At 43.7% G+C, this 14,771-nt stretch carries 5 protein-coding genes; all 5 read right to left on the bottom strand.

Features of this window, described 5'->3' with window-relative positions:
• Positions 1 to 196: 196 nt before the first annotated feature.
• The 5 genes from ABGV42_RS16615 to ABGV42_RS16635 all read right to left on the bottom strand — a co-directional run bounded on the left by ABGV42_RS16615 (position 197) and on the right by ABGV42_RS16635 (position 14,737).
• Positions 197 to 10,393: an SDR family NAD(P)-dependent oxidoreductase gene (locus ABGV42_RS16615; protein WP_347382629.1), complete on the bottom strand. Its 10,197-nt coding sequence runs from the start codon at positions 10,391 to 10,393 to the stop codon at positions 197 to 199.
• Positions 10,394 to 10,409: 16 nt separating this feature from the next.
• Positions 10,410 to 11,075 carry an O-methyltransferase gene (locus ABGV42_RS16620; protein WP_347382630.1) on the bottom strand — a complete coding sequence of 222 codons (666 nt, stop codon included), beginning with the start codon at positions 11,073 to 11,075 and terminating at the stop codon, positions 10,410 to 10,412.
• Positions 11,076 to 11,097: 22 nt separating this feature from the next.
• Positions 11,098 to 11,958, bottom strand: coding sequence for a sugar phosphate isomerase/epimerase family protein (locus ABGV42_RS16625; RefSeq protein ID WP_347382631.1), 861 nt, complete (start codon positions 11,956 to 11,958; stop codon positions 11,098 to 11,100).
• Between the two features lie 242 nt (positions 11,959 to 12,200).
• On the bottom strand, positions 12,201 to 13,613 hold the full coding sequence (locus ABGV42_RS16630) for an MATE family efflux transporter (RefSeq protein ID WP_347382632.1): 1,413 nt from the start codon (positions 13,611 to 13,613) through the stop codon (positions 12,201 to 12,203).
• A 176-nt stretch (positions 13,614 to 13,789) separates the two neighbouring features.
• Positions 13,790 to 14,737, bottom strand: a complete 948-nt coding sequence (locus ABGV42_RS16635; RefSeq protein ID WP_347382633.1) for an acyltransferase domain-containing protein — start codon at positions 14,735 to 14,737, stop codon at positions 13,790 to 13,792.
• Positions 14,738 to 14,771: the final 34 nt, after the last annotated feature.

Genomic DNA, 14,771 nt, shown 5'->3' on the forward strand with positions numbered 1-14,771 from the left:
AAGTCGAGATTCCAACTGTTCGGAGGTTATCTGCTGGTCCGATTCGCACAAAATGACTTCGCGTTGTTCATACGGTATACTAGCTACCAGGATGCGGTCTGTTTTTTTCCATATTGGATGCAGCATTAAGGAGCCTGCACCCGCTTGATCCTCGGCGGCATGCAGACTCGCATTGGAATGAGTACCTTCAATTGTTCTAACCAACATAAACCATGCCCTCGCTTTCTGCTTCCAGCAATCTGAATGCAAATTTTCTCATCCGTACCTGGATCACCCCGTTCTCATCACACAGGTCGATATCCAGCTTTTGCATGTGTTGATCGGTATTAACGCCATCGCTCATTCTGACGATTGCCCACATACACTGACTGCATTGGCCAATAATGTCCAACTCTTCGAGCGCGAATGGCACCTTCGTTGTTCGTTCGCTGATTCCCTCTCCCGCTTGGTTGCCGATGGTCAAGCCGATTGTGGCCTGGATTGCGGAGTCCATCAGGCTTGGATGCAGGATATAGTCACCCGCGCTCGCGCTTACTGATTCCGGTATGATCAGCTTAGCTAATACTTGGCGTTCTCCGATATATAAGTACTCAATCCCTTTATGGCCGCTTCCATAATCGACCCCGAGCGCGCTAAACCGCTCGTAGCATTCAGTACTGCCGATGAAACGCTCACTGCAGTCGGCTTGCACCGCACGAATATCGACCTCTTGTGCATGCTCGTGACTGGTCTTTGACAAAAAGACCGCTCGCCCTTGACAATGAACGACCGTCTCTTCTTCCCCATTCGCGCCCTCGCTGTATATCTCAAAACCAATTTCCCGATCTTCTTCGGGATAGATTCCGATATGCAGCTCTAGACTTGATCCATTCACAGCAAAAGGTGTTGACCATAAGATATTTTTCAATCGAATATCATGATCTTCTCCCCATAAAGCGGATTGCCGCAGCGCTGCTCTGGTCATCTCCATGTAGGCTGCTCCGGGCAATATGTTCTCACCCATCACGACATGATCCTTCAAGAAAAACTCTTTACCGGTCAGCGTACTGCTGAATCGCTGCTCTTCCAAATTCGAAGTGTTGCGATGGAGTAACGGGTTCAAATAACCCACTGCCTGCACGAACACTTGACTGTTATTCCCTGCTGGAGCTTCTCTTTCCGTCAGCCAATAACGTTCCCGGGCGAAAGGATACGTTGGCAAGCTAATTCTTTCAGGCTTCTTTTGGCTGTATAGTTTAGCCCAGTCGACGTCTAGGCCGGTTACCCACAAGCTAAGAAGCTTATCGTATTTTCCTTTGTTAATCCACGATTCAATGGCAAGCTGAATGTCTTCATCGAATCCTAGCACTGCTCCCAACGCTTTATCGCCTGTCACATGCCCTCGATACATGTCTTCTACTTCACCTAGATGTTCTACAAATGCAGTGAGCTTACGTTCCAATTGCTCCAAAGAAGTTATCGTTATCGCCAACCGCTCTTCCATCGCAACCCGTCCGACTTGGAGCGTATACGCGATACGGATCAAATCCCTGTTCGTATACTGATCTTTTCTTATCCAAGCCAACAAATTTCCGGCATGCTCCCGAAGCTTCTCGTCGCTCTTGGCCGATAACAAGATGATAACCGGATTATGAAGGCTGTACGCCAGGTTATCGCTTGTTGTCTCTGCCTGCATGTATTCCTCAATGATGACGTGCGCATTTGCGCCCCCTGCGCCAAAGGAAGATAATCCAGCACGCCGCGGATATCGCGTGTTGTTAATGACCGGCCGTACCCACTCAGACAACTCCTGCTGGACGAAAAACGGCATTCTGTTGAAATCAATGCGTGGATTCAATTCCCTAGCATGCAGGGAGGGTGCAATCTGCCCATACTTCATTTGCAGCAGCACTTTGGTCAAACCTGCAATCCCCGCTGCGCTTTCCAAATGTCCGATGTTCGACTTGATCGATCCGATTGCGCAAAACTGCTTATCGGTCGTATTCTCTTCGAACGCACCTGCCAGCGCCGCGACCTCAATTGGATCGCCCAGCTCCGTACCTGTGCCGTGCGCTTCAATATAGCTAATCGTTCTTGCATCCATATTGGCCCGCCGCAGCGCTTCTTTGGTCAATTGGCGCTGCATATTTGGATTGGGAACGGTGTATCCGTTCGTTCTTCCTCCCGCATTGATCATCGTTCCTTTGATCACGCCGTAAATATGATCGCCGTCACGTTCAGCGGCTGATAGTGGCTTTAAGACAACCGCTCCGACTCCCTCCCCGTCTACAAAACCGTCTGCTCCAGCGCCAAATGCCTTGCATTCACGACCTGAAGACAGCATCGTTTTTCCGGACAACCGTTGATAATGGTAAGGGTCTACAATTAAATTGACGCCACCGGCAATGACACATTCACTCGTTCCGTTATAAAGGCTTTCCACCGCCATATGAATCCCCACCAGCGAAGAAGAGCACGCAGTATCGACGGCCATGCTTGGCCCTTGAAAGTTCATCACGTAAGAAACACGGTTCGCGATGGACCAGAATGAGGCCCCAGTGATGTAGTCCGCATTCATCGCGCCAACGAAGACGCCGACTCTTCTCGATGCACACAAATTCTCAGGTGTGTATCCCGCATCCTCGATACTCGCATATACCGTTTCTAAAAATAATCGCTCTTGCGGGTCCATTTGCTCTGCTTCTCTTGGCGATATGCCAAAAAAGATCGGATCAAACTTATCGATATCGTCAATAAAACCGCCCCACTTGGTGTAAATCCCGCCAAACGCCTTTTTATCCTCGGTATAATAGGTTTTCCAATCCCATCTGTCCTTCGGAATCTCGGAAATGCTGCTCTTTCCGTTCTTTAATAACTCCCATAGCGCATCTGTACTGTTAGCACCTGGATAACGTCCCGCTAAGCCGATAATAGCGATGTCCTGCACACCAGGATAACGACTATGACTTGAAGCAATTGTTCTTTCCTTGTTATCCGCAATGGGAACCTCTATCATCACTGTTTCCGGCTCGCCTTTCGATATTGCCCGGTTTTTAATCAGATCACGTTCACCCATAACAACTTGATTGGTTGAGGCAACATATTTAGCCAGCAATACTTCGTGATAATGGTCTATAACATAATCGGCAAGCTCATTCAACGAATTGTACTCATAGAAAAGAGTGCTGGATATCGAACCGAAAACCTTCTCTAGTCGATCGGTCAGCTCCATAATCATGAGAGAATTGAAATCGAATTGCTCAAAGCTCTTTTTACCGATCACTTGCTTCACGGACATTTTAGTAACTGCAGCAATCATTCCAGCAATTTCTTCTTTTACTTTCTCTTTATCGATCTCTGGCTGACTCGTTTCGATCCCAATATGACTGGAATCCACATCCCGATCGGTGACGGTCTGGTTTACTGGAAGTCGAAGATTGTTTTCGTACCCATACAGAACCCCAATGTTCTGGTAACCACTCGATAAAATCGAAAACAGCGCATCCATGCCAACCTCGTCGGGTAAACCCTCCCATCCCTTTTCCTGTTTCATGCGATGTTTGTCCGACTCCGATAATTGCATTCCTCCCGATATCCAGAGTGGCCAATTGACCGAGATAGTCTTGCCGGATGCATATCCTTTTTGACATTCGCCATCTCGATATGCAGCAAAATAATCCATAAACCCATTCGCATAGGCATAATCGGACTGACCTTTATTCCCAAAGGTTGAGGTAACCGACGAGAAATAGACCATAAAATCTACATTGTCAGTGTATTTATTCAAGTAGACCGTTCCAGCTACTTTAGCTTCCATAACCTGTCCAAAGTCGCTCCATTCTTTTTGGAAAAATAGCCGGTCTTTGATGACCCCAGCGCAATGAAAAATACCTTTGACAGGTCCAAGCTCTCGAGTGATATCGACGATTACCTGCTTTACATCGCTCTCAACAGCAAGGTCGCAACTTTTATAAATGACACGGTCACCAGGGATTGAGGCAAGCAGTCGATTCGTACTCGCATCATGCGGGGACCTACCAAGCAGAACGATGGTAGCTAGCGGATATCGACTAAGATAACTCGCTACAACATGGCCAATTCCGCCTAATCCACCAGTGATAAGGTACACACCCTTAAATTCTACGTTACTTGACGATGCAACCTTAGCTTCCTGCAGTTCTTTTTCCATTCTCACGTTATGGTCATATTTAATTTCATTCGAAGAAGCATGATGGAAGAGCTCCTCAAATACCTTCTGAGCATCCACATTCAGCCAGTGATGGGCCAATGTTCGAAACCGGAGAGTCGGATGTTCCAAACTGATCGTTTGCATCATAGGACCGAGTCCCGCATAAAAAGGATAATTCTCATGATGGTTGGCATTGAGTAAAGCTAAAACATTGTAATTTCGTTTCCCGGTTACTCTTATCAATGCTTTGCATAGCAAAAACAACGGATGTGCCACCTCTTTTGCCTGATTCAATGGCGATTCGTTGGTATTGGTGATTTCAGGAACTACCAGTAGATTCGTAAAATCAATTCCATGTATTGCAAAATGTTCAAGTAGCGTATGATAATCGAGTTCGTTATGAACATTGATTTGATAAATCGGATACTCAGCTTTAAATTGAGGTCCGGCTTTAACCAGAATGACCTTCCCAACCAGATTGGACTCCGTTAGTACTTTGTAATTCGATTCATCGCGATCCAATAAAATGACGGTTTCTTGTTTGAAATTTTGACCGCTGGGAATAGACCTTTCTATCCAATGAGGTGCATAATAGAGTAATTTTGGCGCTTTCTCCGGTAATGCCTTCAGTACGAAATCATCAATTGCTACGAGCGGTTGACCGTCTCGATCATAAATAGCAATCTGGCATTTCATATAACGATTCGTTACATTATGATCGGTAATTTTGATCCGAGAATAACAGGGAGCGACAAGCTTTCGATAAATTCTGACTTTGCCAATCGAGTAGGGCAAATATGTAGCATTGAGTGACCTCCATTGTTTACTACCAACAACGGCATGCAAAGCGCCGTCAAGCAGGATTGGATGAATAATTCCATTTTTATAGCGAACAGGTTCCAACCCATCATCCAAGCGGGCCAACAATTCATCATTGCGGTTATATACCGTTTGGACAACTCGATAAGTTGGGCCATACTGGACACTTGCCCCCAAGTGCTGTCGATAGATCTCGTTCTTATTGAAACTTACGTGAGCATGTGCAACAAAATGATCGAGATCGAATGATTCTGGTACACGATCCTGTGATGTACTGTACGCGCCAGTGACGACGATGTTATCCCCGCTACTGACAACAAACGTCATGGCCGACGTATCTATAGAGAGTGTGAGGCAGGTATCCTGCTCCCTCAGCACAACGGATTGCAGCAACCTCAAATTGTCAATTGCGATCTCCTCATACGTGACATGGTACATTTCCAATGCTTTCATGACCATTTCCAGATAAAAAGCCCCAGGAACGACCACATCCCCATGAATGACATGATCTTTCACGAGCTCACTTTGATTGTTCAAGTTCACCGTATAATGTATGTTGTGTCTTTCTCTTAAGATATTGTCAAAAAACGTATGCCCCACAGACGTCGTTAAACGGCTCTGTTCATTGCGCACTGGCTCAATCCAATACCGTTTCTTCTCAAACGGATAGACAGGTAGTGAAATTTTCTGATACGGACGATTCTCGTACAATTTCCGCCAATTAATCTCGCATCCACTAATATAAAGGTCTCTCAAACTTTCCAAATATACCTTATATGCAGGAGAATCAGGATCCGTCGCCGTTAATTTGCCAATCAAGTTATCGCATACCGTAGAATCGGGATTAACGGTTGTTTTACCTTGCACGTTCGAATAATCATTCTCCAACATGGCCAGTAATTCTTCTTTGCTCTCTACGATAAAGGAGATCCGTTCGTCAAAATGAGTCCGCCCTACGCTAAGTGTAAAAGCGATATCTCCAATCGTTTGTCCATCTGAGGCTTTTAACCATTCACGAAGCTGACCGATTTTGCCCCTTAAACTCTTTATCGACTTGGAGGATATAGGAATTAGGTGATATGAATGATCAGAATTGGGCCGGTTCGTGTCACCACTATACTCCTCAATGACAACATGACTATTCGTGCCGCTGAACCCGAACGAACTGACCGCTGCTTTTCTTGGCGTGGGCTTCGGCCTCCATTCTTTCAATGTCGTATTTACATAAAAAGGGCTGTTCTTGAAGTCGATATGCTCATTCGCCTGTTCATAATGCAGCGTTGGAGGAATCGCTTGATGTTTCAGTGACATGATGATTTTGATTAACCCCGCCACACCTGCAGCGCCTATCGTGTGCCCGATATTCGTTTTGACGGACCCAATCGGACAAGATTCCTTTTCCATCCCGTTTTCTCCAAATACATCGGAAAGCGCCTTAATCTCAATGGGATCGCCAAGTTTGGTCCCTGTTCCGTGCGTCTCCACATAATCAATAGACGCAGGGTCTATCTGGTTATCCTCATAGATCGCTCGGAGCAAATTAACTTGACTCATGGCACTTGGCGCGGTAATACCATTCGTTTTACCATCCTGATTGATGCCCGAAGCAGAGATCACGCCGTAAATATGGTCGTTATCTGCAATAGCCTGATCCAGTTCCTTGAGCACAACGATTCCTGCACCTTCACCAGGAACAAAGCCGTTCGCATGGTTATCGAAAGCTTTACATCTACCATCGGGAGATAACATTCCCAGCTTGGAAGAGGTCAAATAAAGATCTGGCGTGGACATGATACAGATCCCCCCAGCCAGTGCCATTTCGCATTCACCTTTTAGAATGCTTGACGCCGCAAGGTGAATGGCAACGAGTGAAGAAGAACAAGCGGTATCCAAGCTAATAGCAGGTCCTTTTAAATTGAGGAAGTAGGCTACCCTCGCCGCCAAAATTGCAAAATCATTACCCATCAAGCTATACGGATTTGGTGGATGTCCACCTTCTTTAATAAGATTGATATAATCTCCTGGCCTTGCACCTATAAAAACCCCAACATTTTTGTTGCTCAGATCAAATTCTGAATATCCCGCATCTTCCAGCGCATGATAACACTCTTCGAGGCAAATTCGCTGCTGTGGGTCCATATTCTCGCCTTCAATCGGCGTGATTGAAAAGAAATCTGCATCGAAACGATCAATATCGGCTACAAACCCTCCCCACTTACTCATTGTTTTGTTATCTGCTCTTATATCAGGATCGTAATAGTTCTCAATCGACCATCGCTGCTCAGGAACGACCTGGATGGAATCAATGCCATTTTTAAGATTATTCCAATATTCATCAGCAGAATTAGCACCGCCGTATTTGCACGCCAACCCGATGATGGCAATTTTCTTAGGTGTATTCGCAGCTTCTTTCCGTTCATTTGCAGCTTCATTCGATATAGCAGGTACTGGGCTTGAAAAAGCAACAGGTTCAGGCATAATGTTCATATTTTTCTGGTTGCTCATATACGCACCTAGTTCATCAATGCTTGAAAAATCGTACAAGTCGCTAATGGCAAGTTTGGTTCCGAATTTTTTATTCGCTAGATTTAAAAAGTCCACAATAGTCAATGAATCGAAACCCAGTGCATAATACTTCTTCCCATTTTCAATCAATGAACGCTCTACTTGAAGAACGTTCGCTGCTAAATCAGCCAAAATATCATTGATTGCTGTGACCTCAATAGAAACCGTGGCTTCCGTTACAACGGTTGATTCAGAATGAGGTTCAATCTTTGGTTCAGATTCAGGTTCAGGTTTCGACTCCGGACTTAAATCAGACTGTAATTCAATTATGATGTTGTCGTTCTTGGAATGGATATACGATGTTAACTCGTCTATGCTTGCACGATCGTAAAGATCCGTAATGGCTAACGATATGCCAAACCTCTTATTGATAGCGTTTAAAAAATCTACAATGGTCAATGAGTCAAAGCCTAACGCATAGAACTTCTTCCCACTCTCGATCAAGGAGCGTCCAACGGATAACGTTTGTGCTGCTTGGGAAACGAGCTGTTCTTTTATGTTACTCACGGAAATGAGGCTCGGTTTTGGATCACTTCCAGGTAATTCGGTTAAAGTCAATAATTGTTGCCGATCGATTTTACCGTTCGGTGTCCTTGGTAATTTTTCTACATGAATGAATGAAGAAGGAATCATATAATCGGATATTTTGGGTTTCAGGAATTCGTATAATTGGTCATCTGTGATCGATTCCTCATCCCTCAATGCGATAGCCGAGTATAACCGGCTGACTCCCGGACTGAGTTCCTTAACAAAAACAGCACATTCAACAATTGCGTCGTTCTGCTCTATTACGCGTTCAATACCCGTCAACTCAAGTTTAATTCCCCTGATTTTCACTTGGTGATCGCGCCGACCTAATAACTCAATCGTTCCGTCAGGTAAATACCGACCATAGTCGCCCATTTTATATAATCGGGGACTTGAACTATCCTTGAATGGATTTTCGATAAACTTTTTTGCATTGCTTTCGTTGTCATTGAGGTAGCCAGTTGCTAATGCCGCCCCTCCGATATGCAGTTCACCCTCAATCCCAACTCCCGCCAAGTTTAAATCCGAATCAAGTACGTACACTTTTACATTCCGGATCGGTTTAAACCCGGGCAATTTATCTGTTCTGGCTGCATTGGTTTTGGAATCTACATATAAAATACCGTTTACCTCTGTCGCGCCGTAATCATTTAATAACGTAGCCTGAGGCACAATTTCTTTAAAAAGTCTCAATAAATCTACGGTCAACGGTTCTCCTGCAGTAATACATAATTGCATCGTTGATAACAATCCCTTATCTTCCGGCGACTCTAAAATACGCTTTAGTAGCGAAGGGACGACGGTAAGATGCGAGATCTGATGACGAGCAATCGCACGAACTAGACTATTCGGATCTTTTACAATTGAATCAGTCAATATGATGGTGGGAACCCCTTTAAGTAGCCCCCCCAGAAACTCCCACATGGACGGCATGAAATTCATACTCGTCCGTTGACCCATACAAGAGTTCTCTCTGAAAGGGTAATTCGACCAAATCCAATTAAAACGATTAATCAATTGCAGCTGTTTGTGAATGACACCTTTCGGTTTTCCAGTTGAGCCCGAGGTATACATGATTAAGCAGTCGCGTTCCAAAGAGAAGTTGCTTGCCGAAATACTTGGCTCGTAGGAAGCAGCATCGATTAAATGATGCTCGTTCATCACGATTGTCCTATAGTTCGAAATTTCGCTCACTCTCTGATCGGTTGTAAAAATGAGTTCGACTTTAGCATCCTCAATCATGTAATGAAGATGTTCTTCCGAATAAGAGGTGTCCAGAGGAAGATAAATATTGCCTGACTTCCAAACTGCTAACATTGCAATTACGGTATAAATGGACCGCTCGCCATAATAGCCAATAACCTGATTACTAACGTTTAATTGCGAGATTTCTAATGCCAAATGATCTACGGAACAGAGCAAATCAATATAGGAAATATAAAAAACATTGCTTTTATTATCATCATAGATAAAAGCAATGTCCTCAGGAGTCTGGAAGACTTGTTGTTCGAATACATCATACAGCGTCTCTTGGAACGAATATTGTTCTGGTAATCCTGCCCATTCTTTGATCCTGCTGAGTTCATCTGCCGAAAGATAGGAAAGCGTGGAAAGCGCTGCATCTGGGTTGCTAATGAACCCTGATAAATAGGTCGAATAATGGTTCACAATTCGATCGATTGTATTTCCAGCGATCATGTGAGCGTTATACTTCATCGTTATGATGACATGATCTTCACTGGTCGACATATTCATAGCCAGCACATGACTGGAATCAGCATTGCATAGCGCTATATTGAGGTTGTCTAAATCGTGAGCATGGCGTTTTTCCTTCATAATTGAGGAAGCCAAGTTCTCCACGATATCCGCAAGCTTAGATTGTTTCGTGTAGTTCAACGTGTCGAATTTCAACTGTTCTCCTCTGCAATGGATGCTCCAGGTGGTGACATTGGCATCCGTATAACGAACAAATAAAGCAATCATGATGCCGGCAAAGTAAAGGAGATTGGGATTGGAATTGATATCTGCTACGAGAAAGCTTCGATATACATTCGGGACCTTTTTCACGCTGCCAGGTTCAACGAATAAAAAATCAAGTCCGGCTCCACCTTTGTAGTGTGTGTCCGAATCCATTACCGTTAAATCTATAAATTGACGACTTTTAAGAAAATCGATAATCAGCTCTTTATGATTGACGAAATACGTTTGAACGTTCGGATCTAATTTACTATTTTCTATATAGAGTTCATCCTCATAAAATCCATAGTGTATATTTGAGTTGCTTAACGTATCCAATAGTTTGAGAGGTTTCATCCTGTAGCTCCTTTCATTATTTTCTACGAATTGCAAAGGTTAAACCGTCTCCAATAGGCATTAAGCTCATAGTAACTCGATCATCAAGATGAACCCTTTTATTGACTTCACGGATGGCGCAAACGTCGCGTCCCTGGTTGAGCTCGTTAATGACACTGCCGCCCCAAAGCACATTATCAAGTAAGATCAATCCTCCTACTCGTACAAGCTTAATCGCCAATTCGTAATAATCGAGATAGCCTTCCTTATCTGCATCGATAAAGATGATATCGTAAAAATTCGCTTTATGATCATTTAGAAGCTGACGCATCGACTCGGAAGCTGGCGCGATTATCAATTCGATCTTCTCTTCTACCCCTGCTTGACGCCAATATTTCCTGGCCATTGTACACCATTTCTCATCCACATCGAGACTCGTTATTTTCCCGCCCTCAGGTAAAGAAAGCGCCATCCATAACGCTCCGTATCCGGTAAATGTACCTACCTCAAGAATCTGCCTCGCGTTCAATAATTCAACCATCATCGCTAAAAATTGTCCTTGCTCAGGCGGAGTTTGCATTGCGGACATGAGCATACGATTCGTCTCTTCCCGGAGATCCTGCGCAACCGCAGGTTCTCTTAGTGAATTGTCCAAAATATAATCATATAATTCATCCGATAAATTCAGCGTTCTTTTCCCCATGCGTACCTCCCATGTTTCCCATTTATGTGTATACAGTTGGCTGAAAATTTGACTGTTTTGTCTCATTTAAAAACTTTATCTCGTCCATAGCGACGCGAATTGGGTTGCGATTCACTTCGAAACACTCAATGGACACGTAGCCTTGATAGTCTCTTCGGTTTAATTCATGTAGAATAGCCCGATAGTCGAGATCTCCATCAGCGAGGTTCCGAATGCCAAGTATTGCCCGATCTTTTTCCATCACATAATTGAATGGTGTAATTAATCCTAAGTTTGCCTCCGCATTTTTGGCATGCACATGAATGGTATGCTCATAGAGCTCTTCAATAACAAGTAGAGGGTCCATTCCTCTTTCGTTTTCATATAGATTATAAAAGTCGAGCACCAAGCCGACGTTCGGACGGTTGACATCCTTTAATAATTTCTGGATTGATTCAATTCGATCCGCGAGTGTATTTACATGTGTTTCAATCGCAATTTTGATGTTGAACTCAGCTGCTCTATCCGCAATAACCTGTATTCCTTCTACTCCACTCTCCCATTCCCGTTGTGTCGCAAACTCGCTTCCAACTCTGCCCGTAAAGCAACGAATAATAGGACAATCGATCTCATTAGCTAGATGGATGAATGTTTCGGCTTCCAAAATACTGTCTCTCCATTTCTTTTTGGAAGACGTAAAATCAAAATAAGGCGTAATCATTGGTACTTGGAGCTTACTATGAGAAAGGAGTTTCTTTAAGGCAGGCAATGCAGCCTGATATTCGAACAAGTGCTTACTCCAAATTTCAATGCCGTCATAACCGAGTAAGCTAATAATATAGGCCATATCATCCAACTTTAACGTCCGATGTCTCCAGGCGATTGTACAGAAACTAAATTTCATACGTGTTCCTCCTAATAATTGAATAGTTATGAGTCTTCTTCAGACAGACGAGGCGAATGACTTAACATTTTTGAAAATTTTCAAAAAAAAAAAAAAAAAGAACAACATTATTTTCAACACGTCTAGACGGAGGAATGTCCCAACATCAAAAGCGCCCCCATGATCCTAACCATCTGCTTACGCCAATGGTCAATGGATAATGGAGGCTTTAATTACATCCCTAAACTAGCAATGTTAAAAATCTATACCCTCTGTTCGCTCGGTACTGGAGACTGATTATCAAAAATGGATGTGAACTTCACTTTTTTGAGATGTCCCTTCACCCATAGGAACGAGATAGGCAAAGTCACAACATTGCCTATGACCATGGAGATGAAGATACCATTTAACCCCATATCCAACCCATAGATGAAGTATACGCCGAGTCCGATAATGAGGATGACTCTTATATACATAATAATGACGGCCGGCATTGGTCGACCTGTCGCTTGAAAGAAGGAGCAGATCGTCCATGTAATGGCCATGAACCCGAATGTAAATGAAATAATGAGCGCCTGTTGGGTCGCGAGCTCCACCACTTCAGGTATAGAAGTGAACCTTGCAAATAACCAGGGCGCCACTAATACGTAGAAGGCCGCAATCACAGTAGACATTCCGAAAACGAAGAGCATACTGACATTCAACGCTTTTTTGATACGATCAAGCTGGTTACGTCCATAATTCTGTGAAACAAAAACCGTAGTAGCACCTGCAACTGCAATAATCGGTATGATCAAGACTTGATCGATCCTTCCCGTTAAGGTCCAGGCATTCATCGCATTTTCGCTGAAATTGGTCGTAATGATTTTATTGTAGACAACGGTAATTGTATAAATGGAAACGGTCATCAACAACTGCGGCAAACCAATGCGAACAATTTCCTTCACAATTCGTTTATTAAACCTCGAAAGGCTGAATGTCAGAGGGATTCTTGATTTCCCTTTCTGCAGAAACCGCACCACGTACAGAAACGCAAAGCACATTGCGATTGTCGTGGACAATCCTGCACCGGTGATCCCCATGCCCAGACCGAAAATCATAATTGGATCAAGAATCAAATTGATGACTGTCATGAGTGTAAATGCGATCGCCAGCACATGGGTGAGTCCCTCGCCAAGAAGGATACCTCCATAGACCTGTACCAGTATCATAAAGATCAAGCCTGGTGCTAACGAATATAGAAATTCTAGCCCGTATGCCTTTGCCTCCGAACTGAGCCCAGTCCCCGCGAGCATATTGATCAACTCTGGTCCGAACAAATAACAGACGAGAATGAATGGAATCCCGAGTACCATTGCCATGATGAACCCGCTGATTCCAAGACTTTTGCATTCTTCAAATTTTCTTTCGCCAATCAACCGTCCTGTCACTGTACTGAGACCGACTGCCAAACTCGAGGCGATGGCTTCAAAAATAAAAAACAGAGGAAATAACAGACCTGTTCCTGCCAAAAGAGCGGACGAAGTGGGATCTAGCATGGCGATGTAGTACGTATCAATAACCAGATAAACGTAATTTAGCAGGTTACCAATCAGTATGGGTAAACCAATTCTCACGATCATTGGAATAATCGGACCTTCAAACATCCCTTTTAGCATTTGTTCTTGAGCCTTCACTCGATTCCCTCCATAATCCATTTTTTCTAATCTTAACCTAATTGAAAATATATCACCACACATTCTTTATTAATGAAAACGTTTTCTTTTCACTCTATATATGTTGCTCATCTGAGACGCCTACTTTGTATGTTTCAACCCTTCAAGCTTTTCAGTGTCTTAATGAAAACCTCTATTTACAGCACTAACCCATTCATACACCCCTCTATTGCGCGCCTCAAATGTAAAGCATCTTGATTAAACTTTGTGATAATGGGGTAATAAGTAGAGTTGGCTCTTTGCCCATGTATTTTCGAGACTATTGCTGCTAATGTGCCAGAAGGGCTTAAGTCTAAATATATATACTCTTGCTTTTGGTCTAGCTTTTCCACTGCCTCACTTAATCGCATTGGCTCACGAATCGCCTGCCACATAAGGTAAGCATTTATGTTTCCACATACACCTCCTGCTGCACTAGATAGACAAGGCACCACAGGTGCTTTGTATGTCATGGTTTGCAGATGATACATGTAGGCGCCTTTTATGGGTTCCACTTGCGCATTATGAAACGCATAGGAGACTGGGAGCCTCTGATGAATAATACGATTTGAGTTTAGCCAGCTTTCTGCAGTTGATAGACTTGTATCTCTCCCTGCAATTACAAAATGACCATCATAATTGATAGCCACCAGACTGCAGGCCATATGGAGCTGAGGAGAGGTATCGTATACATCCGCATTTGACAATACTGTGATCATCCCCCCCCTCTCACAAGACGATTCAATCAATTTCGACTGGATCAGAATGTTTTCTAATACAGCCTCTACCTCAACCACATTAGCCACAGCAGCAGATACATATTCGCCCAAGCTCATACCCAACAATAAATCTGGCTCAACCCCTTCATCGATCAACGTACGTGCGAGCGAATATTGGATCATGAATATAGCTGGATGCGTATAGACAAGATTTTCAAAATTCGTCGCTAAGGATTTGCGATCGTCATACAAATGAGCTAAGACTGATAATCCTGTGATATTCGATACGTGGGAATCTAAACGTTCCATCCAAGACCGAAATACAGGATACATCTTGTATAACTCAAGCCCCATATGATAGTATTGGGTACCTTGCCCGCCAAACATAAATACGACACGTCTCTTATTTATTGCGATCACC

Source organism: Paenibacillus pabuli, assembly GCF_039831995.1.
GTDB lineage: Bacteria > Bacillota > Bacilli > Paenibacillales > Paenibacillaceae > Paenibacillus > Paenibacillus pabuli_C.

Coding starts and splice junctions, on each gene's coding strand:
- ABGV42_RS16615 (WP_347382629.1), bottom strand. CDS start 10,393: ATGAAACCTCTCAAACTATTGGATACGTTAAGCAACTCAAATATACAC.
- ABGV42_RS16620 (WP_347382630.1), bottom strand. CDS start 11,075: ATGGGGAAAAGAACGCTGAATTTATCGGATGAATTATATGATTATATT.
- ABGV42_RS16625 (WP_347382631.1), bottom strand. CDS start 11,958: ATGAAATTTAGTTTCTGTACAATCGCCTGGAGACATCGGACGTTAAAG.
- ABGV42_RS16635 (WP_347382633.1), bottom strand. CDS start 14,737: ATGTTTGGCGGGCAAGGTACCCAATACTATCATATGGGGCTTGAGTTA.